Source organism: Nonomuraea sp. C10 (assembly GCF_008017515.1).
Lineage (GTDB): Bacteria > Actinomycetota > Actinomycetes > Streptosporangiales > Streptosporangiaceae > Nonomuraea > Nonomuraea ferruginea.
Map to the genome: position 1 here is coordinate 6144554 of NZ_VPFF01000001.1, position 20706 is coordinate 6165259.

At 71.8% G+C, this 20706-nt stretch carries 18 protein-coding genes; 9 read left to right on the forward strand and 9 right to left on the reverse strand.

The genetic code is table 11. The features are described from left to right. Nucleotides 1-68 precede the first annotated feature (68 nt). On the reverse strand, nucleotides 69-1340 hold the full coding sequence (locus FR742_RS28135; protein ID WP_187281337.1) for a sensor histidine kinase: 1272 nt from the start codon (nucleotides 1338-1340) through the stop codon (nucleotides 69-71). Nucleotides 1341-1704: 364 nt separating this feature from the next. Here FR742_RS28135 and FR742_RS28140 point away from each other — a divergent pair, with 364 nt between their 5' ends. From FR742_RS28140 to FR742_RS28180, 8 genes are read left to right on the forward strand one after another with little or no spacing between them, the layout of a single operon-like run. Then, nucleotides 1705-2352 carry a DedA family protein gene (locus tag FR742_RS28140; protein WP_261808784.1) on the forward strand — a complete coding sequence of 216 codons (648 nt, stop codon included), beginning with the start codon at nucleotides 1705-1707 and terminating at the stop codon, nucleotides 2350-2352. 37 nt (nucleotides 2353-2389) lie between these two features. Next, on the forward strand, nucleotides 2390-3214 hold the full coding sequence (locus tag FR742_RS28145; RefSeq protein ID WP_187281338.1) for a DMT family transporter: 825 nt from the start codon (nucleotides 2390-2392) through the stop codon (nucleotides 3212-3214). A gap of 31 nt (nucleotides 3215-3245) precedes the next feature. Then, entirely contained in the window at nucleotides 3246-4454 is a 1209-nt protein-coding gene (locus FR742_RS28150) for a glycosyltransferase (RefSeq protein ID WP_148034868.1), read from the forward strand. Next, the gene (locus tag FR742_RS28155) at nucleotides 4451-5104 is read left to right on the forward strand and encodes a DUF998 domain-containing protein (RefSeq protein ID WP_148033732.1); all 654 of its coding nucleotides are present in this window, start codon (nucleotides 4451-4453) and stop codon (nucleotides 5102-5104) included. The genes FR742_RS28150 and FR742_RS28155 overlap by 4 nt, the downstream gene beginning before the upstream one ends. Nucleotides 5105-5150: 46 nt before the next feature. Continuing rightward, a complete protein-coding gene (locus FR742_RS28160; RefSeq protein WP_148033733.1) occupies nucleotides 5151-5888 on the forward strand; it encodes a hypothetical protein in 738 nt (245 codons plus the stop codon). Further along, nucleotides 5885-6646, forward strand: a complete 762-nt coding sequence (locus FR742_RS28165; protein ID WP_148033734.1) for an isocitrate lyase/phosphoenolpyruvate mutase family protein — start codon at nucleotides 5885-5887, stop codon at nucleotides 6644-6646. The genes FR742_RS28160 and FR742_RS28165 overlap by 4 nt, the downstream gene beginning before the upstream one ends. Before the next feature lie 8 nt (nucleotides 6647-6654). Further along, the gene (locus FR742_RS28175) at nucleotides 6655-9852 is read left to right on the forward strand and encodes a BTAD domain-containing putative transcriptional regulator (protein ID WP_261808785.1); all 3198 of its coding nucleotides are present in this window, start codon (nucleotides 6655-6657) and stop codon (nucleotides 9850-9852) included. Between the two features lie 35 nt (nucleotides 9853-9887). Beyond that, nucleotides 9888-11396, forward strand: coding sequence for an MFS transporter (locus FR742_RS28180; RefSeq protein ID WP_148033735.1), 1509 nt, complete (start codon nucleotides 9888-9890; stop codon nucleotides 11394-11396). Between the two features lie 21 nt (nucleotides 11397-11417). On the opposite strand, the gene FR742_RS28185 is transcribed toward FR742_RS28180, so the two are convergent. The 7 genes from FR742_RS28185 to FR742_RS28215 form a co-directional block, all read right to left on the reverse strand. Further along, nucleotides 11418-12290 carry an alpha/beta hydrolase gene (locus FR742_RS28185; RefSeq protein ID WP_148033736.1) on the reverse strand — a complete coding sequence of 291 codons (873 nt, stop codon included), beginning with the start codon at nucleotides 12288-12290 and terminating at the stop codon, nucleotides 11418-11420. A gap of 54 nt (nucleotides 12291-12344) precedes the next feature. Beyond that, nucleotides 12345-13739: an FAD-binding oxidoreductase gene (locus FR742_RS28190; RefSeq protein ID WP_148034870.1), complete on the reverse strand. Its 1395-nt coding sequence runs from the start codon at nucleotides 13737-13739 to the stop codon at nucleotides 12345-12347. Between the two features lie 158 nt (nucleotides 13740-13897). Beyond that, nucleotides 13898-14689 carry an ABC transporter permease gene (locus tag FR742_RS28195; protein ID WP_148033737.1) on the reverse strand — a complete coding sequence of 264 codons (792 nt, stop codon included), beginning with the start codon at nucleotides 14687-14689 and terminating at the stop codon, nucleotides 13898-13900. Then, the gene (locus tag FR742_RS28200) at nucleotides 14686-15537 is read right to left on the reverse strand and encodes an ABC transporter permease (RefSeq protein ID WP_148033738.1); all 852 of its coding nucleotides are present in this window, start codon (nucleotides 15535-15537) and stop codon (nucleotides 14686-14688) included. Before FR742_RS28200 ends, FR742_RS28195 begins: the two co-directional genes overlap by 4 nt. A gap of 3 nt (nucleotides 15538-15540) precedes the next feature. Then, a complete protein-coding gene (locus FR742_RS28205; protein ID WP_148033739.1) occupies nucleotides 15541-16770 on the reverse strand; it encodes a PotD/PotF family extracellular solute-binding protein in 1230 nt (409 codons plus the stop codon). 9 nt (nucleotides 16771-16779) lie between these two features. Continuing rightward, the gene (locus FR742_RS28210) at nucleotides 16780-17871 is read right to left on the reverse strand and encodes an ABC transporter ATP-binding protein (protein WP_148033740.1); all 1092 of its coding nucleotides are present in this window, start codon (nucleotides 17869-17871) and stop codon (nucleotides 16780-16782) included. A gap of 45 nt (nucleotides 17872-17916) precedes the next feature. After that, nucleotides 17917-19350, reverse strand: coding sequence for a gamma-aminobutyraldehyde dehydrogenase (locus FR742_RS28215; protein WP_148033741.1), 1434 nt, complete (start codon nucleotides 19348-19350; stop codon nucleotides 17917-17919). Nucleotides 19351-19573: 223 nt separating this feature from the next. On the opposite strand from FR742_RS28215, the gene FR742_RS28220 reads away from it, so the two are divergent. Next, complete coding sequence (locus FR742_RS28220) at nucleotides 19574-20068, forward strand: Lrp/AsnC family transcriptional regulator (RefSeq protein WP_148033742.1); 495 nt, start codon at nucleotides 19574-19576, stop codon at nucleotides 20066-20068. Here FR742_RS28220 and FR742_RS28225 read toward each other — a convergent pair. Then, nucleotides 20051-20698, reverse strand: coding sequence for a cyclase family protein (locus FR742_RS28225; RefSeq protein ID WP_148033743.1), 648 nt, complete (start codon nucleotides 20696-20698; stop codon nucleotides 20051-20053). The two genes, FR742_RS28220 and FR742_RS28225, sit on opposite strands and share 18 nt — an antisense overlap. Nucleotides 20699-20706 lie beyond the last annotated feature (8 nt).

Genomic DNA, 20706 nt, shown 5'->3' on the forward strand with positions numbered 1-20706 from the left:
GGCAGGGGATCCCCCTCCCCCGTACGGGGGAGAGCAGCTCCGTACGTCTGAGCTTCCGTACGGGGGACTCACGGCAGTTCCGCGGCCAGTTCGTAGCCGCCGTCCGCTGGGCCGGCCCGGAGGGTGCCGCCCGCCAGGCGCACCCGCTCCCTCAGCCCCGGCAGGCCGAAGCCGCCGGTCGCGGTGACCTGGGGGGCGCGGGCGGGCGGGCCGTTGCGGACGGCGACCAGGTGCGGGGTGACCGCGACCTCGATCGCGGCGCCCGGCGCGTGCTTGGCGACGTTCGTCAGCCCTTCCTGCACCACCCGGTGCGCCAAGCCGGGAACCGGTCCCTCCAGCCGGAGCGTGATCGCCATCCCGGAATCACGGGCCCGCTCCACCAGCGCGACCACGTCCTCCCCCGCCCCGGCCATCGGCGGCACCTCGGCCTCACCGTCCGCCGTAGCGAGCGACGCGACCTCCTCCCCACCCTCCGGGACGGGGCTGGCTTCCCGCGCCGCTTCGGTGGGGGGTTCCTCGGGCAGGGGGGCGAGGGGGGCGGCGTCGGTGTCTTCGCGGAGGACGCCGATGATCTGGCGGAGCCGCTCGGTGGCGTCCGCGGCCGCAGCGCGCAGTTCGCTCGCCGCCCTGGCGTGGGCGGGTTCGAGGGTGGGGGACAGTTCGAGGCCGGCGGCGCGTACCGCGATGAGCGCCAGGTCGTGGCCGAGCGAGTCGTGCATGTCGCGGGCGATGCGCGCCCGCTCGCGCAGCCGTGCCTGCGCCTCGGCCGCCTGCCGCGCCTGGTCCCGCTGCTGCAGGAGCCGCCTGCGGAGCAGGCCCAGGAGGTACGGGACCAGGTAGGTGCCGATCAGGCCGGTGACCATGGTGATCCACAGACCGGCCGCGCCGCCACCGGCGACGACGAGGACGACGCCGATCGCGGTGATCAGGACGGCGACCAGCCCGGCGCCCGGTATCCGGATGGACCACGGCAGGGCCCGGGGCAGGCGGCGTCCGGCGAGGTAGGCGTACCAGATGGAGAACGGCGAGACCGGCGCGAACGGGAAGATCTTGACCTGGATGGCGCCGGGGATGAGCCAGGTGATGTCGGAGGTGGCCAGGCTGTCGGCGAAGTCCCACGGCCCGAGCGGCAGCAGCAGCACCACCGCCGCCAGCGGCCACGGCCTGCCGACGAGGACGGCGAGCGCTCCTAGAGCCAGGCGCGGCACCGTGATCGCGCAGAACGCGCCGAGGTCTCTCAGCGGATCGGGCCCCATGGCGCTGATCACGATCGCCAGCAGCACCCACAGGACCACGTCTCTGAGCACCTGGCGACGGTCGTCGCGGCGTAGTCCGTTCACGCCCACGACGGTATCCGCGACCAGGCGGGACCCGCTCCCCCCGAAGGTCTGCGCCGGCCCCTGACGAAAGTCGGGTGGCTCGCGCTCCCCCGCCGGCGGTGGGGCTAGCACCACCATCAACTCGGATGCCCGCACTGATGTGCCGGGTCCGTCCGGCCGCTTTGATCGAAGGGTGTCAACCGGAGGTCGTAGCGCCGCCCCTGACGAAAGTCGGGGGTACCGCGTACCGATCGTCCGATGCGCGGTGGCCTGCGGGATTCCTAGGTTCGGAGCGTACGGGCCCTGACCCCGGTAGGGGAAGAGCCCGCGTTCGTCCCCGGGAGATCCCCGATGTCCGCCGGCACCTCTCGCCGCCAGGGTGAGAGTGCGCGCCAATCGATCGGAGTTCACGCTGATGTCGCACGCCGTCCTGGAGTTCCTCCAGCAGGTGATGTCCTCGCCCTGGCTCTACCTCGCGCTGTTCACGCTCTCCCTGCTCGACGGGTTCTTCCCGATCGTGCCCGCGGAGACCTCCGTGATCACCGCCGGGGTGTTCGCGGCCACGGGCGAGCCGAACCTCGCGCTGGTGATCCTGGTGGCGGCGCTCGGCGCGTTCGCCGGCGACCACATCTCCTACCTGCTCGGTCTCAAGGGCGGGGGACGGCTGCGTAAGCGCAAGGCGATGGTGTGGGCGCGCGACGCCCTCGCCGAGCGCGGCGGCCTGGTGCTGGTCGTGGCCCGTTACATCCCCGGCGGGCGGACCGCGACCACGCTCACCATGGGCGCCGTCCGCTATCCGCTTCGCCTGTTCACGATCTTCGACGCGATCGCGGCGGCTTCGTGGGGCCTGTACTCGGGGCTGATCGGGTTCTTCGGCGGGATGGCGTTCGAGCGCGACCCGATCAAGGGGCTGCTGCTCGGGCTGGGCATCGCCGTGTCCGTCACGGCCGTGGTGGAGACCGTCCGCTGGCTGCGGAAGCGGCGCGCCACCAACGCTTCCCCCGTGCGACTTCCCTCGGACACGTCGGTTTGACCCTGCCGGGTGACCATCCAGCTGAAAGGAGTGGGGCATGACGGTGCCGGCCGCGGTGATCGCCCTGATCGGCTCACTGTTCTTCGCACTCGGAGCGGCTTTGCAGCAGTTCGAGGCGGTGGGCACCGACAAGCCCGGGATGCTGACCCTGCTGCGGCGGCCACGCTGGCTGCTGGGCGGGGCCGCCATCCTGGCCGGCGGCGGGCTGCACATCGTGGCGCTCGGCCTCGGTCCCCTCACCGTGGTCCAGCCGATGGGGGTGGCCAGCCTGTTGTTCGCCTTGCCGATCGCGGCGACCCTGCACGGCCGCAGGCCGTCCACGTCCGAGCTGGGCGCGGCGGCCGTGGTCGCGGCGGGGCTGGTCGGCCTCGTCCTGCTGGTGCCCGAGTCGGACGTGCCGGTGCGGTTGGAGCCGCGGGAGCTGTTCACCCTGCTCGGCGTCTCCGGCGCGGCGGCGGTGCTGCTGTGGGCGGGCGCGCGGGCGGCCGCCCCCGCGTGGCGGGCCGCGCTGCTGGCCACCGCGTCCGGGGTGCTGTACGGCGCCACGGCCACGCTCGTGCGGGTGCTGGTGGACGGCGGCTGGAACTGGGCCTACCTGCTGGCCCTGCCGGTCCCGGCGCTGCTGGCCCTGGTGATGCTGCAGCGCGCCTACTCCGTCGGCCACTTCGGCGTCTCCTTCGCCGCCCTGCAGATCGCCGACCCGCTCACCGCGGTGGCGTTCGGCGCGCTGCTGCTCGGCGAGCCGCTCCCCACCGGCCTCGCGCCCGTGGCGGCCGCGGCGCTGGCCGCCGCCGGAACCGTCGCCCTCGCCCGTACGACCCCGCTGGAAAGCCGGCCTCCCCGGGCCGGAACCCCCACCTAGAAGAAACCCTGAGGAGTCACCCACCATGGCGATGCCCCTGCACCGGACCCACCGGGACGCCGGCCTCTCCCCCGCACCCGAACGCCCCCGGCGGATCATGATCTCGACCGACACGTACCCGCCGGACGTGAACGGCACGGCCTACTTCGCCCACCGGCTGGCCACCGGCCTGGCCGCGCGCGGCAACGAGGTGCACGTGGTGTGCCAGTCGGACCTCGGCCCGGCCGGCGCCGACGTGATCGACGGCGTGATCGTGCACCGGCAGCGCTCGGCGCCGCTGCTCGTCCACCCGACGATGCGGGTCGCGGTCCCCGCGCGGCTGGACCGGCTGATGGCCGCCGTCGACCCCGACGTGCTGCACACCCAGGGCCACTTCGTGGTCGGCAGGGCCGCCCTGGCCGCCGCCCGCCGCCGCGGCGTCCCCGTCGTGGCCACCAACCACTTCATGCCCGACAACCTCTTCCAGTTCGGCCACGTCCCCGCCCGGCTGCGGGCGGGCGCGAGCCGGCTGGCCTGGCGCGACTTCGGCCGGGTGTTCGGCAAGGCCGACCACGTCACCACGCCCACCCCGCTGGCCGCCGCGCTCCTGGCCGAGCAGGGCTTCGACCGCGACGTCGAGGCCGTCTCCTGCGGCATCGACCTGACCCGTTTCCACCCGCACGCCGAGCCGAAGGAGTGGGCGCGCAAGCTGTTCGGCCTGCCGGACCGGCCGACCGTGCTGTTCGTCGGCCGGCTGGACGAGGAGAAGCGGCTCTCCGACCTCATCCGGGCGATGCCGTACGTGCTCAACGAGACCGACGCCCAGCTCGCGCTCGTCGGGAGCGGCAACCAGCGCGAGACGCTGGAGACGCTCGCCGCCCGGATCGGGGTGGCGGAGCGCGTGTCGTTCCTCGGGTTCGTGGCCGACGAGAACATGCCGCAGGCGTACGCGGCCGCCGACGTGTTCGCCATGCCGAGCGTGGCCGAGCTGCAGAGCATCGCCACCCTGGAGGCGATGGCGACCGGCCTGCCCGTGGTGGTCGCCGACGCGATGGCGCTGCCGCACCTGGTGAACGGCGACAACGGCTACCTGTTCCCGCCCGGGGACGTGCTGGCTCTGGCCCGACACCTGACCTCCGTCCTGACCGACGGCGACCTGCGCGACCGGCTGGGCCTGGCCAGCCGCGAGCTCGCGCTCACCCACGACCACCAGACCTCTCTCGCCCGGTTCGAGCAGATCTATGACGAGGTGACGCGATGACCTCACGTGCCGCGACCGCCGCCACCGTCACGGCGGCGCTGGCGTCCGCCGGCGCCCTCGGCTACGCCGAGCTGACGCTGCCCGCCCAGCCGCTGCTCAGCGACTACGCCCTGGTGCCTGGCGGGATGGCGCCGACGTTACTGGGGATGCTCGCGCTGGCGGCGGCGTGCCTGAGCCTGGCGTACGGGCTCGCCACGTCCGACCCTCGCCGCACGGCGGCGACCCGCGTGCTGCTGCTGGCCGCGGCCGCCGGGCTGATGCTCAGCGCGGTCTTCCCGACCGACCCGGGCGAGATCAAGTCTCTGACCGGGGAGATCCACCGGTGGGCGGCGGCCGTGGTCTTCACCACCCTGCCGGTGGCGGGCTGGACGCTCGCGCGCGGGCGGGCACCGGGTGCCCGGTGGAGCGCGGTCCGGGCGCTGGCGGTGACCGCCGGGCTGGTGCTGGCCGTGTACCTGGCGGCGCATCCGGCCTCGTTCACCTCCGGCTGGATCGGCGGTGAGGGCTACTACGGGCTGCTGGAGCGCGCCCTGGTGGTCGCGGACATGGCGCTCCTGGTGGTCATGGCGGCCGCCGGCGCGCGCCCCGCGGCGGTGGCCGTCCCCGCCCGCGAGACCGTCGGGGAACCCCAGCAGCGCCTGGCCGCCTGACGACACTTCGACCCGGGCCGAAACGTTCCCGATCTAGCGTGGACGCATGGTCATCACCCACCGTGCCGAGGCCCTCGCGGTGCTCGCCGACACCCGCTACATCCCGCCTCCCGTCAGGCAGGACGCGCCGGAGGGCACGCTCGCCTGGCTGCGCTCCCACGCCTCCCGGTTCAGCACCGGGGAGGTGCACGCGCGGCGCCGGCGGCTGCTGGAGGAGTCGCTCGACGCCCTCGACCCGGACGCGCTCCGGGACGCCGCCAGGAAGCTGACGCTGGAGCGGGACGGCCGCTGGGAGGGCGTCCCCGTGACAGTGCTCGGCCACGCCCTCGGCGTCCGGGACACCGGCCGGCTGGTGGAAGCCGTGCGCGCCGCCGCCCCCGGCTATCTGTCCGGCGAGGAGACCCCGGAGGCCGACGCGGCCGTCCGCGACCTGCTCACCCTCGCCGCCGACGCCGGCCTCGTCCGATCGTCGGTGGCGCTGATCACGTTGCTGCTGCAGGCGCACGACGCGACCGAAGGGCTGGTACGGAACGCGTTGCGTCAGGCCGGACCCGGTGATGCCGTGGCGCGGCTGCTGGAGCGTACGCTCAGGCTCGACCCGCCGCTCAAGGTGACGCGGCGGATGGACCGGGAGACCGGGGCAGAGGTGCGGATCGATCTGGGCCAGGTCAACCGGGACGCCGGAGCCCACCTCACGTTCGGCGCGGGGGTGCGCCCGTGTCCCGCCCGGCGGCACGCGATGGCGCTGGCCGAAGGAGTCGTGGCGGGGGTGCTGGGACGATGAGCGAGGAGTTCCGGGCGCTGCACCGGCGCGGCGAGCCGCTGCTGCTGCCCAACGCGTGGGACTACGGGTCCGCGGCGCTGCTGGCCCGGGAGGGGTTCGCCGCGATCGGCACCACGAGCCTCGGCGTGTCCGCCGTGCACGGCAGGCCCGACGCCGCCGGGGCAACTAAGGCGGAGACCGTGGCGCTGGCCGGGGCGATCACCGGCCTCGGGGTGATGGTCAGCGTGGACGTGGAAGGCGGGTTCAGCGACGACCCCGCCGAGGTGGCGGAACTGGTCGCCGGGCTCGCCGCGGCCGGGGTCGTGGGGGTCAACCTGGAGGACGGCCGGGCCGACGGCACGCTGCGGCCGGTCCGCCTGCACCAGGAGATCATCGAGGCGGCGAAGGGCCACGGGGTGTTCGTGAACGCCCGCACCGACACGTGCTGGCTCAAGACGGGCGACCCGTCGGAGCGGGTTCGGGCGTACGGACACGCTGACGGGATCTTCGTGCCGGGGCTGAGCGACCTGGGCGATGTCGCCGAGCTGGTGGAGCTGACTCCTCTGCCGGTCAACATCCTGTACCAGCCGGGCGGGCCGGGCCTGGACGAGCTGGCGCGGGCCGGGGTGGCACGGGTCAGCACGGGGTCGCTGCTGTACCGGGCGAGCCTGTGGGGCGCCCTGTCCACGCTCGCCGCCGTGCGTCCGTCAGGTTCGCGGGAGGAGACCGTTATGCCCAGCTATGGGGACATCACCGCCATGCTGCCGGGACCGCGATAATCAGAGGCATGCGCTTCGAGATCCTCGGCCCCACCGAGGTGCTGGGTGACGACGGGACCGGGATCCCGGTCGGCGGTCCCCGGGTGCGTGCGCTGCTCGCACTGCTCGCGCTGGAGCCCGGGCGGGTGGTCGGGGCCGACCAGCTCGTCGACGGGCTGTACGGGGAGGAGCCGCCCGAGGGGGTGGCGAACGCGCTGCAGTCGCAGGTGTCACGGCTGCGCAGGGCGCTGGGGCGGGACCGGGTCGAGTTCCATCCGGCGGGCTACCGGCTGGTGGCCGATCCGATGGACGTGGACGCGAGCCGGTTCGAGTGGCTGGCCGCCGAGGGGCGGCGGGCGCTGGGGTCCGGCGACGCGGGGCGGGCGTCGGCGCTGCTGCGCGAAGGGCTGGAGCTGTGGCGGGGCGCGCCCCTGGCCGACGCGCCGCACGCCGGCGCGTCGGCGGCCCGGCTGTCCGAGCTGCGCCTCACGGCGATCGAGGATCGGGCGCAGGCGGATCTGGAGCTGGGCCGGCATCGCGAGCTGGCCGCCGAGCTGCGCCGGCTCGTCGCCGACCATCCACTCCGCGAGCGGCTGCGCGCCCAGCTCATGCGTGCCCTGTACGGGAGCGGCCGTCAGGCGGAGGCCCTGACCGCGTACGCCGAGGGCCGGCGCATCCTGGACGACCAGCTGGGCATCCAACCGGGGCCCGAGCTCGCGGCGGCCCACCTGGCGGTCCTCCGCGCCGACCCCGCCCTCGGCCTCGCCACCCTCCCCCTACCGCCCCTCACCCCCACAAGTCCGCAGACCATCACCCCCCGTTCACACGACACCCAACCGGACACACGCGAACCCCAGACCGGCGGCGATCACGATACGGCGGACGCGCGGGAACCCCAGCACGCCGCGAGCGGCCCGTGGGAGACCTCCCATACCGACGCCCAGCACGACCGAAGCGGTGGCGCTCACCGCGAGCACCGGCCCGATACGGCGCGTCCCGCAGCCGACCGGGGAGACGACGTCCGCTTCACCCAGTTGGACGGGCGCGGAGCCGGGCGCGGTGAGGGCAGCCCTTGGGAGAGCCTGGAGGGCTCCGATGGTGGCAGCGTCTGGGGCGGTCGAGGTGGTGGGGCCGCTGACGTGAGTGGGGGCGCCTCGCGGGGGGTCTGGTCGGGTGGGGCTGGGGTCAAGGTGGGGGTGCGGGCGCAGCTGAGCAGTTTTGTGGGGAGGGGGGAGGAGCTGCGGCAGGTCAGCAGGGAGCTGGCGGCGTCCAGGTTGGTGACGTTGGTGGGGGCCGGTGGGGCGGGGAAGACGAGGCTGGCGCTGGAGGTGGCGGAGCGGGCCGACGGGGACGTGTGCCTGGTGCAGCTCGCCCCGGTGACCGGGGATGCCGAGGTGGCTCCGGCGGTGCTGGCCGCGCTGGGGATCCGGGACCGGCACGGGCCGGAGCTGCCGGAGCCGGTGGAGCGGCTGGTGACCGCGCTCGCCGGCCGGGAACTGCTGCTCATCCTGGACAACAGCGAGCACGTGGTCGAGGCGGCCGCGAGGCTGGCCGACACGCTGCTCGGGTCCTGCCCGGGGCTGCGGGTGCTGGCCACGAGCAGGGAGGCGCTGGGCATCACCGGCGAGTCGCTGGTGCCGGTGTCGCCGCTGCGGCTGCCGCCGCCCGACGCGCGGGACCCGCTCGGCTACCCGGCGGTGCGGCTGTTCGCCGATCGGGCGGCGGCGGTGCGGCCCGCGTTCGCGGTCACCCCCGAGAACGTCGAGCAGGTGGTCCGCATCTGCCACGCCCTGGACGGCCTGCCGCTGGCGATCGAGCTGGCGGCGGCCCGGCTGCGCACGCTGTCGGTGGCGGAGGTGGCGGCGCGGCTGGACGACCGGTTCCGGCTGCTGGCGCGCGGCAGCAGGACGGCGCTGCCGCGCCACCAGACGCTGCGCGCGGTGGTGGCGTGGAGCTGGGACCTGCTGGACGGGGACGAGCAGCGGATGGCCAGACGGCTGACGGTGTTCGCGGGCGGCGCGACGGCGGAGGCGGCCGAGCGGGTGTGCGGGCTGCCCGAGGAGGTGCTGTTCTCGCTGGCGGAGAAGTCGCTGGTGGAGGCCGTCGACGGCCGCTACCGGATGCTGGAGACCATCCGCGCGTTCTGCGCCGAGCGGCTGGCGGAGGCGGGCGAGGCCGAGACGATGCGGGAGGCGCACGCCGCCTACTACCTGGATCTCGCGATCACCGCCGACGACCACCTGCGCCGCGCCGAGCAGCTGGAGTGGCTGGCCCGCCTGGACGCGGAGAGCGACGACCTCAACGCCGCCGTGCGCTGGGCGACCGAGTCGGGCCGGCTGGAGACGGCGCTGCGACTGTTGGCCTACTGCGCCTGCTACTGGTGGATGCGCGGCCACCGGACGGTCAGCACGACCCTCGCCGCGGAGCTGCTGGAACGCGTCGGCGACGCCGCGCCGGAGGGCCTGAAGGAGGAGTACGCCATGTGCGTGCTCGTCGCGGCCTGGACCGGCGTGGGCGATGACTGGCTGGCCGAGCGGCTCGAAGGGCTGCGTCCTTCCCTGCCGACGGACTACATGCCGGCGAAGCTGGAGTTCCTGACCTTGCTGCTGGCCATGTTCACCGGCCCGCCGGAAGGGGTGGCCACGCCTTCGCAACTGCGCGCGCTGACCGCGTCGGTGTCGATGTCGCCGTGGTCGACCGCGCTCACCGGGTGCGGGTACGGGTTCATGCTGCAGGAGTCGGGCGAGCCGGAAAGGGCCGGAGCGGAGTTCGAGCGGTCGCTGGCCGCCTTCCGCGCCATGGGTGAGCGCTGGGGCACCATGCTGGCGCTGTCCGGCCTCGCCGACCTGGCCGCCGAGCAGGAGGACCACGTGACCACGCTGGCCAGGGCGAAGGAGGCGATGGAGGTCGCGCGGCAACTGGGCGCGCTGGCCGACGTCGCGGAGAGCCTGTGCCGGTGCGCCGACGCGCTGGCCCGTACCGGCGATCCGGAGCGGGCGCGTACCGACTACGAGAGGGCGGCGGAGCTGTCCCGCCGCGTCGGCTCGACCGACATCCTGGCCAGGGCCCACTGCGGGCTGGGCGAGGTGGCGCTGGCGGTGGGCGACCTGGCCGCCGCCCGCACGTGGCTGGAGCGGGCCCGCGAGGAGTGCCCGGCGGGCTGGTACAGCGTGAACGACCTGAGGGAGCGGATCGCCGCCGCGCTGGCGGCGGTCAGCGGACGGTAGGCACGCGGTCAGCGCCGGGCGCGACCGTGGTCCGCATGACGAAGAAATGGGCCGGACTCGCGATCTGCTGCCTGGCCACCCTCCTCCTGTCCGTGGACCTCACGGTCCTGCACCTCGCCCTGCCACGGCTGGTCGCCGACCTCGGCGCCTCCTCCACGCAGCTGCTGTGGATCGGCGACATCTACGGGTTCGCGCTGGCGGGCCTGCTCATCACGATGGGCAACGTGGGCGACCGGATCGGCCGCAAGCGCCTGCTGCTGATCGGCGCGGTCGCGTTCGCCGCGGCCTCCGCCGTGACCGCGTACGCGCCGAACCCCGAGCTGCTCATCGTGGCGCGGGCGCTGCTGGGCGTGGCGGGCGCGACGATCATGCCGTCCACGCTCTCGATCATCAGGAACGTGTTCACCGACCCGGCCGAGCGCACCACGGCCATCGGCGTCTGGAGCGGGATGAGCGCGGCCGGGTTCGCGCTCGGCCCGGTGATCGGCGGGCTGCTGCTGGACCACTTCTGGTGGGGTTCGGTGTTCCTGATCAACCTGCCGATCATGGCGTTGATCGTCGTCGTCGGCGTACGGGTGCTGCCCGAGTCGCGCAACCCGGAGCCGGGGCGCATCGACCTGATCAGCGTGGCGCTGTCGTTCGCCGGCATCGTGGCCGTCGTCTACGCGGTCAAGGAAGCGGCCGACAAGGGCCTGGCGCACGTGGACGTGCAGGTCACCGGGGTGCTCGGGGTGGCCGGGCTGCTGGTGTTCGTCTGGCGGCAGACGAAGCTGGCCGAGCCGCTGATCGACGTGCGGCTGTTCAGGCGGCGCGCGTTCTCCGCGTCGATCGGCACCAACCTGCTGGCGATCTTCACGATGATGGCCATGTCGCTGTTCTTCGCCTGGTACTTCCAGCTCGTGCTGGGCTGGTCGCCGCTGCAGGCGGGGCTCGCGGGCCTGCCCGGCGGGCTGAGCGGCGCGATCGGCGGCGTGGTGGCCGCCCCGCTGGTGAACCGCATCGGCAGGAACGGGGTGGTGGCGCTCGGCCTGCTGTTGAACGCGGTGGCGTTCTTCTACTACTCCACGATCGGCCTGGAGGTCAGCTACCCGGTCATGGCGTGCGCCATGGTGGTGGGCGGCATGGGCATCGGGCTGGCGTTCACGGTCAACAACGACAACGTGCTGGCCACCGCGCCGAGGGAGCGGGCGGGCGCCGCGGCGGCGGTCTCGGAGACCTCGTTCGAGCTGGGCGGCGCGCTCGGCATCGCGATCCTGGGCACGGTGCTGAACAGCACCTATGCCGGCCGCCTGGAGGTGCCCGCCGGCGTGCCGGGCGAGGCGGCGCGCGAGTCGATCGCCGGGGCGCTGGCCACGGCCGAGTCGCTGCCCGCCGCGCAGGCGGGTCAGCTCGTGCTGGCGGCGCGGGAGGCGTTCGTGCAGGCGGTGAACGTCACCGCGCTCGCCACGTCGGCGATGCTGGTGGTCGTGGCGGCGCTCGCGCTGGTGGGGCTCCGCGGCGTGCCCAAGGTCATCCCGGAGGAGGATCTCGTACGCGCGCACTGAGCCCCTGAGCGCCGGGCTCGGCTACAGATGCTCGTGCAGGAACTCCGCCGTCGCCTCGACGGCCTGCGTCACGTACGGCTCGCGGTCGTACAGGTCGATGTGCTCCCTGGCGTCCAGCCAGACCAGCTTCTTCGGCTCGTCCAGCCGCTTGAACGCCTCCTCGGCGCCTTCGGGCGAGCAGAACCGGTCGGCCACGCCGTGCACGATGAGCGCCGGTTTGGGCGACAGGAAGTCGGCGCCCATCATGTTGTCCATCGTGATCAGCTCGCGCACGCTCGCGCTGGTCACCCGGTTGGCCCAGTGGGCGGAGGCCGAGCGGGCGGTGCCGTAGTAGGCGTACGGCTCCGCGCCGGGCATGGCGGCCTCCCCCTCCTCGGCCACCGTCGGGATGTACGCCACCGGCTCGCCCTGGTCCTGCCGCTCCAGCACGGCGGTGAAGGAGGTCAGGGCCGCCTGGTAGTCCATGCCCGCGCGCATCGTGTACGGGTTGTTGTACGCGCCCGCGATCCCGGCGAACGCCTTCACCCGGGGGTCGAAAGCGGCGAACTTGAGCGCGTAGCCGCCGCCCAGGCAGATGCCGACGGCGCCGATCCGCTCCCCGTCGGCCTCCGGCCGCGAGCGCAGGAACGACACCGCCGCGCGCAGGTCGTGCAGCTTGCCCTGCGGGTCCTCGTGGCAGCGCGGCTCGCCGCCCGACTCGCCCCAGTTGCGATGGTCGAAGGCCAGGGTGACGAACCCTCGGGCGGTCAGCCGCTCCGCGTACAGCCCGGTCACCTGGTCGCGCACGCCGGTGAACGGGCCGGTCAGGACCAGGGCCGGGCACGGCTCCGTACTGTCGGGCACCCGCAGCTCTCCCACCAGCGGCACGCCGTCGGCGGCGAATTCGATTCTCATCTCTCCAGTGTGGCGGGAAAGGCCCGCGGCCGGGCAGGCCGCGGGCCCGTGCCGCTAGGAGTCGAAGCCCAGCCCCATCCGGTCCAGCGTGCGCAGCCACAGGTTGCGCTTGCCCTGGTGCTCGTCGGCCTTGGCGATCGACCAGCGGGTGAACTGGATGACGCCCGAGCGGACCGGCTCGGGCGGGAACGGCATCGGCTTCTCCCGTACCATGCGCAGCTCGGTGCGCTCGGTGCGCTGCCCCGACAGCAGGTCCAGCATGACGTTCGCGCCGAACCGGGTGGCGCCGACGCCCATGCCGGTGTAGCCGACCGCGTAGGCCAGGCGCCCGCCGTGCGCCTGCCCGTAGAACGCGCTGAACCTGCTGCAGGTGTCGATCACGCCGCCCCACCGGTGGGTGAAGCGCACGTCGGACAGCTGCGGGAAGGTGTCGTAGAAGTGGCCTGCCAGCTTGACGAAGGTCTCGTCGCGCTGCTCGTACTCCGGCTTGACCAGGCCGCCGTTGTAGTAGACGGCGTCGTAGCCGCCCCACAGGATGCGGTTGTCGTCGGTGAGCCGGTAGTAGTGGAACTGGTTGGCGCCGTCGCCCACGCCCTGCCGGTTGCGCCACCCGATCTCGCCGAGCTGGGCGTCGCTGAGCGGCTCTGTCATCAGCGCGTAGTCGTACACCGGCACCACGAAGTGCTTGAGCCGGCGCAGCAGCGGCGAGAACACCCCGGTGCCGAGCGCGACCCTGCCGGCGGTGACCGAGCCGTGCGGGGTGCGCAGGGTGATCGAGGCGCCGTCGTCGTCCAGTGAGCGCACCGGGCTGCGTTCGTGCACCCGCACCCCGAGCCGCACGCACGCCTCGCGCAGCCCCCACGCCAGCCGGGCGGGGTCGAGCATGGCGCAGCCGCTGCGGTCCCAGAGCCCGCCCAGGTAGGTGGGCGAGTCGATCTCGGCGCGGATCTGCTCCCGGTCCAGCGGCACGTAGTCCAGCCGGAGCTCCTCGATCAGGTCGAGGTGCTCGTACAGGGCGTCGAGCTGCCACTGCTCGGTGGCGACGTTCAGCTCGCCGGTGCGCTCGAAGGAGCAGTCGATGTCGTGGCGCCGCAGCGTCGCCTCGATCTCGTCGAGGTTCTCCACGCCCATGCGTTCCAGCCGCTCGATCTCGTCCGGCCAGCGCTCCAGCCCGTTGGGCAGTCCGTGCGTGAGGGTCGCCAGGCAGAACCCGCCGTTGCGGCCGGAGGCCGCCCAGCCGATCCTGCGCCCCTCAAGCAGCACCACGTCCAGCGAGGGGTCGCGTTCCTTGGCCATCAGGGCCGTCCACAGGCCCGAGAAACCGCCGCCGACGACGACCAGGTCGGCGGTGGTGTGTCCGGAGAGCCGCGGTCGCGGCTCGGGTCTGGCCGGGCTGTCCAGCCAGTACGGCTTGCGCTCCGCGTCAGCCAGCGCCTTCAGCGGATCCACAAATCCCACTTCCCTACGGTGTATGTCAAAAGTCGAAAATTGCGGGACCAAAACGGTGATCACGCGCGGGTTCCCCCCGCCGGAATCCGATCTCGCCTCCCTGTTCTTTGCCGGCAGCGTCGAAACCCCCCGCGCGGTCCGCGGGGGGCTGAGGTCTTTCAGGTACGGCGCCGGGCCGCGACCGCGTTGACGATCGCGATCAGTACGCCCACGCCGAAGATCAGCGTACCCATGACGTTCACCTGCGGCGGGATGCCCGTCTTCACCGAGGCGATGATCCACAGCGGGAAGGTGAGCTCGGAGCCGTTGACGAAGCTCGTCACCACATAGTCGTCGATGGACAGTGCGAAGGCCAGCATCGCCCCGGCCAGCACGCCGGGCATGATGGACGGCAGCGTGACCTGCCGGAACGTGGCCCACGGCCCCGCCCCGAGGTCCTTGGCCGCCTCTTCGAGCGACGGGTCGAGGCTCACCACCCGGGCCCGCACGGTCACGGTCACGAACGCCAGCGAGAACAGCACGTGCGCGATGGTGATCGTTATCTGGTTCCTCGGCACGTTCGCCGAGACGAACAGCGACAGCAGCGAGGCGCCCATGACCAGCTCGGGCGTGGAGATCGCGGCGAACACCAGGAAGTTCGTCGTGCCCTGGCCGCGGAACCGGTGGCGGCCCAGGGCCAGCCCGAGCATGGTGCCGATGACCACGGTGACGATCGTGCTGGCCACCGCGATGAGCAGCGAGTTGACCAGCGCGTCGCTCAGGTCGGGGATCGCGAAGAGCTCCCCGTACCACTTGAGCGTGAAGCCCTGCCAGGTCGCGTTCGACTTGCTCTGCTTGTCGTTGAAGCCGAACGCGATCATGACGGCGATCGGCGCGACCAGCCACAGGATGATCAGCCAGGTGTAGGCGTGCAGCAGCCGGTCGCCGAACCTCCCGCGCACCCCCCTCATCGGGCCGCCGCCTCTAGGACGTTCTCGGTGCCGAGCACCCTGGCGTACACGAAGATGCCCACGAGCAGCACCGCCATCAGCGTGAACGACAGCGCCGAGGCCGTCGGGTAGTCGTTGTTGACCAGATACTCGGTCTGGATGATGTTGCCGATCATGGTGGTGCCCGTGCCGCCGAGCACCTGGGCGTTGACCGGGTCGGCCGTGGCCGGCACGAACGTCATCAGCACCCCGGCGAACACGCCCGGCAGCGACAGCGGCAGCACCACCTTGCGAAAGGCGGTGCCGCGTGTCGCGTACAGGTCCTGCGCGGCCTCCACCAGGCGCGGGTCCACCCGCTCCAGCGACACGTAGATCGGCAGGATCATGAACGGCAGCCAGTTGTACGTCAGGCCCGCGATCACCGCGAACGAGGTGGCCAGCACGTGGAAGTCGGCGGACAGCACCCCCCAGCTCTTCAGCGTGCCGAGCACGATGCCGTCGTCGGCCAGCAGGAAGCCCCACGAGATCGTCCGCAGCACGAACGACACGAAGAACGGCAGCAGCAGCAGGAACAGGTAGACCGACTTGCGGCTGCCGCCCTTGAAGGCGATCCAGTAGGCGACCGGATAGCCGATCACCAGCATGGCCGCCGTCGCCGTCGCGCCGTAGCCCAGCGAGCGGACCAGCTGGGTGCTGTAGGTGCCGAGGGCGTCGCCGTAGTTGCCGAAGCTGAACGTCATGACGAAGCCGTCGATCACGTTCCCGGTCTGCAGCGACACCGACGCCATCGCCGCCAGCGGCACCACCAGGAAGATCGCCAGCCACATCCAGCTCGGCAGCGCGAGCAGGTAGGGGGTGAGACGCCTCATGGCCTACGCCTGGGTGACGGACTGGAAGATCGGGTTGAACACCTGCTCCTGGGCCGTGGTGAGCGGCGTGTAGCTGTGGAGCTTGGCGTAGTCGGCCTCGGTCGGGAACATCAGCGGGCTCTCGGCCATGTCGAGCAGGGCCTTCTTGTCGTCGCCCGACGCGCTCGCGGCCTTCTCGCGCAGCAGCTCCTGGACGGCCGGCACCGGGGTGACGAACTGGATGAACTCGTCCAGCTCGGCGGCGATCTCCGGCTTGTAGAGGAAGTCCATCAGCATCATGGCGTCGACCGGGTTGGCCGCGCCCTTCGGGATGAGCATGTTGTCGGTCCAGATCGTGCCGCCCTCTTCGGGGATCACGAACTTGACCGGCTCGCCCGCGAGCTGCCGCTGGAAGACGTCGCCGGACCAGGCCATCGACACCCAGATGTCACCGCGTGACAGGGCGTCGATGTAGTCCTGGTTGTAGTACTTGCGCACGATCCCGGCGTCACGCTGCGCCTGGAGCTTCTCCCCGGCCTTCTTCCAGTCGTCCTCGGTCGACTTCTCCGGGTCGACGCCGAGGGCGATCATGCCGAAGTTGGCGATCTCCTGGGCGTCGGCCATCATGCCGACCCGGCCCTCGTACTTGGCGTCGAACATCGCCTGGATGCTCGTGATGTCGTCCTTGACGTACTTGGTGTTGTACGCGATCCCGGTGAACCCGGAGGCGAACGGCATCGTGTACTTGTTGCCCGGGTCGTAGGCGCGGTTCTTGTACGCCTCGGCGGCGTTGGCCTGGAAGTTCGTCATCTTCGACTGGTCCAGCGTGACCGCGTAGCCCAGCTCGAACATGTGCTGGAGCTGGATGCCGTTGGTCATGACGACGATGTCGTAGCCGAGCGGCTGGCCGGCGCGGAGCACGGGGTCGGCCTTGCCGAAGAACTCCGTGTTCTCGTTGATGACCTCCTTGTACTCGTAGGAGATCCCGGTTTCCTGCTGGAACTTCTTCAGCGGGCCGTGGTCCTCGGGCATGTACTCGGGCCAGTTGGCGAAGACGACCTTGCCGTTCTTCTTCTGGCTCGCCCAGTAGTCGGCGACGGCGTCGGCCTTCGGCGGAGCGGCCTTCTGCCCCTGGACGCCACAGGCGGCCAGGGCCAGCCCGGCGGCGGACAGGCCGGCCAGCCGGAAGACGTCACGGCGGGTGCGGGGCTGGGTCATGCCCCGGTACAGGGCGGGGGAATGCAGGCGGTTCATGACGTGCTATCAACTTCCCATCACATATGAGTGCTGCGCCTGCCACGACAGCCAGACGGAGTCGCCCCGCTCCGCCGTGACCGTCGCGTCGTGCGCGTTCTGCTCGAACACCGTGATCTCGTCCCCGTCGGCGATCCGCACGGCGTAGCTGTTGTAGGTCCCGAGGTAGACGACCTCGGAGACGGTTCCGGGCAGGGCGCTCACGTCACCCGAGGGCTCCTGCTTGGCGAGGGTGATCTTCTCGGGCCGTACGGTCACCGACACCTCGCCCTCCTTGCCGGGCACCAGCACCCGGCCCTCGCCGACCTTCAGCACGCCGCCGGTGGCGGTGCCCGTCAGCAGGTTGGAGGTGCCGATGAAGCCGGCCACGAAGGTGGTCGCCGGCCGCTCGTAGATCTCGCGCGGCCCGGCGAGCTGCTCGATTAGCCCGTCCTTCATGACGGCGATCCTGTCGCTCATGGTCAGCGCCTCGTTCTGGTCGTGCGTCACGTACACGAACGTGATGCCGACCTCGCGCTGGATGCGCTTGAGCTCCAGCTGCATGGCCTGCCTGAGCTTGAGGTCGAGCGCGCCGAGCGGCTCGTCGAGCAGGAGCGCGCGCGGCCGGTTGACCAGCGCGCGGGCCAGCGCGACGCGCTGCTGCTGGCCGCCGGACATCTCGCGCGGGCGGCGCTTCTCGCGGCCGGTCAGGTCGACGATCTCCAGCATCTCGCCGACCCGCCGCTTGATCTCCTCGCGCGACGTCTTCTTCTGCTTCAGCCCGAAGGCCACGTTGTCCCACACGCTCATGTGCGGGAACAGGGCATAGGACTGGAAGACCATGTTCACGTCGCGCTTGTTCGGCGGGACGTCGGTGACGTCCCGGCCGTGCAGCCGGATCACGCCCTTCGACGGCTCCTCGAACCCGGCGATCATGCGCATGGTGGTGGTCTTGCCGCAACCGGACGGGCCGAGGAGGGAGAAGAACTCCCCCTCGGCGATGTCCAGCGTCACGCCTTTGACCGCCTGGACGACCTCGCCATGCGAGACGTACTCCTTGAGGACGTCCTCCAGCTCGATCGCACGGTCAGTTGGAGTGTCGATCGGACTCTGATCGGCCATGTCGGGGGGATTCCCTTTGTGCGTGCTTTACCGTGATTTTTCGGGCTATTCGCCGATGAAGTGCATGACGTGCTTGACCCTGGTGTAGTCATGCAGGCCGAACACCGACAGGTCCTTGCCGTACCCGGAGTGCTTGAAGCCGCCGTGCGGCATCTCCGAGACGAACGGGATGTGGGTGTTGACCCAGACCACGCCGAAGTCGAGCTTGTTCGACATCCGCATCGCGCGGCCGTGGTCGGAGGTCCACACGGAGCTGCTGAGGCCGTACCTGACGTCGTTGGCCTTGGCCAGCGCGTCGGCCTCGTCGGTGAACGTCTGGACGGTGATGACCGGGCCGAACACCTCGTTCTGCACCATCTCGTCGTCCTGCTTGAGGCCGTCGACGACGGTGGGGGCGAAGAAGTAGCCCCGGTCGCCGACCCGCTGCCCGCCGGTGAGCACCTTGGCGTGCGCGGGGACGCGGTCGATGAAGCCCTGCACCCGGGCGAGCTGGGTCTCGTTGTTGAGGGGGCCGTACAGCGCGTCCTCGTTGGACAGGTCGCCGGTCACCGTGGCGGCGGCGGCCTCGGCCAGCGCGGCCACGAACTCGTCGTGCACGCTCTCGTGGACGAGCACCCGGCAGGCGGCGGTGCAGTCCTGGCCCGCGTTGTAGAAGCCGGCCACGGCGATGTCCTCGGCCGCCTTGCGCAGGTCCTTCACGTCCTCGAAGATCACGACAGGGGCCTTGCCGCCGAGCTCCAGGTGGACCCGCTTCAGGTCGTCGGCGGCGCTCCTGGCCACCGACATGCCCGCGCCGACCGACCCGGTGATCGCCACCATCGCGGCGGTCGGGTGGCTCACCACGGTGGCGCCGGTCTCGCGGTCGCCGGTGATGACGTTGAAGACGCCGGGCGGGAGCACGCTGCCGACGATCTCGGCGAGCTTGAGCGTGGCGACCGGGGTGGTGTCGGACGGCTTGAGCACCACGGTGTTGCCGGCCGCGAGCGCGGGGGCGATCTTCCACACCGCCATCATCACCGGGTAGTTCCACGGCGTGACCTGGCCGATCACGCCGATCGGCTCGTGCCTGATGACGCTGGTGTGGTCGGCGAGGAACTCCCCGGCCGTCGGACCCTCGAGCGTGCGGGCGGCGCCGGCGAAGAAGCGGAAGTGGTCGGCCGCCACCGGCGTCTCGTCCTCGGCCATGCGGGCGCGCGGCTTGCCGGTGTTGCGGCACTCCGCCTCGTTGATCTCGTCGGCCCGCGCCTCGATGGCGTCGGCGACCTTGAGCAGCAGGTTCGACCGCTCTCCCGGCGTGGTGGCGCCCCACGACTCGAACGCGGCGGCGGCCGCCGCGTAGGCGGCGTCCACGTCCTCGGGGCCGGAGATCGGGGCCTGGAGGTAGGCCTCGCCGGTGCAAGGATCGATGACGTCGGAGAATCGGCCGCTCTTGGCGTCCACGAACTCACCGTTGACGAAGTTCTGGAGACGGACGGTCAAGGGATGACCTCCTGGTGAGATGGCTTACTGATGTCGCAGGTGGGCGAGATGCCGCGACTCTTACAGAGTAACCGCATCTGAACAAGGGATTTCGTGGTGAAGATATCAAATTGCTACGAATTCGCTTGACAGACCGCCGAGAACTGAAAGCATGTCGCACCAGGACGGCAACCCGGCGGGAACGCCCCCGTAACATGCCGGACCGCTTGGAGGATCCCTCGACATGACGACGCCGCCGCGCGTACGCCGCAGCAAGGACGCGGCATCCGGACCGGTCGTGCTGGACGAGCTGTCCAAACAGATCATCGAGCAGCTCCAGTCCGACGGGCGCAAACCGTACGCCGCGATCGGCAAGGCCGTCGGCCTGTCGGAGGCGGCGGTCCGCCAGCGCGTCCAGCGCCTGCAGGACGCGGGCGTCATGCAGATCGTCGCGGTGACCGACCCGCTCACGCTCGGCTTCCCGCGCCAGGCCATGATCGGCGTCACGTGCGAGGGCGACCTGGAGTCCGTGGCCGACGAGCTGGCGGCGATAGAGGAGATCGACTACGTGGTGCTCACCGCCGGCTCCTTCGACGTCATCGTCGAGGTGGTGTGCGAGGGCGACCGTCACCTGCTGGAGATCCTCAGCAAGATCCGTGCCATACCGGCGGTGCGGGCCACGGAGTCGTTCGTCTATCTGAAACTGCGCAAGCAGACCTACTCATGGGGCACCCGATAGCCGGGCCACGGCCCTGACCGGCGCCCCGTCGGCGCCCGCGAGCCGGATCGGCAGCATCGACACCTCGACGGCCCGTCCGGCCGCCTGCGCGTCCAGCAGCCGGGCGAGCCCGGTGAGGTTCTCGGCGATCACCGCGTGCGCCCCGCACAGCACCCGGTGCGCGGGAAAGTCCTCCGCCGGGGTGGGATCGACGCTCAGCGCGTCGATCCCCACGGTCCGCACGCCCCGCTCCACGAGCAGCCGCGCCGCCTCCTCGGTCAGGTGCGGATGGTCGAGGTACGCGGGAGTCCCCCAGTGGGCCGACCACCCGGTGGCGACGAGCACGATCCGGCCCAGCTCCCCCCTGAAGAGGCCGGGCCCGATCGCCGCGCCCGGGGCGAGCCCCCGGGCGTCGACCGTCACGGCGGGCCCCACGAACCTCTCCAGAGGAAGCTCGTCCAGGTCCGGCAGGGTGTCGTCCAGGTGGAACGGCGCGTCCACGTGGGTACCGGACTGCGAGCCCAGGTGCACGGCCAGGACGTTGACCCCGTCGCGGCCTGCGATGAGCGCCGGCTCGATCGTCACCTCGGGGTCGCCCGGGTAGACGGGCATCCCGGTGACGATCGGCACCGACAGGTCGACCAGCTCCATGACGGCCA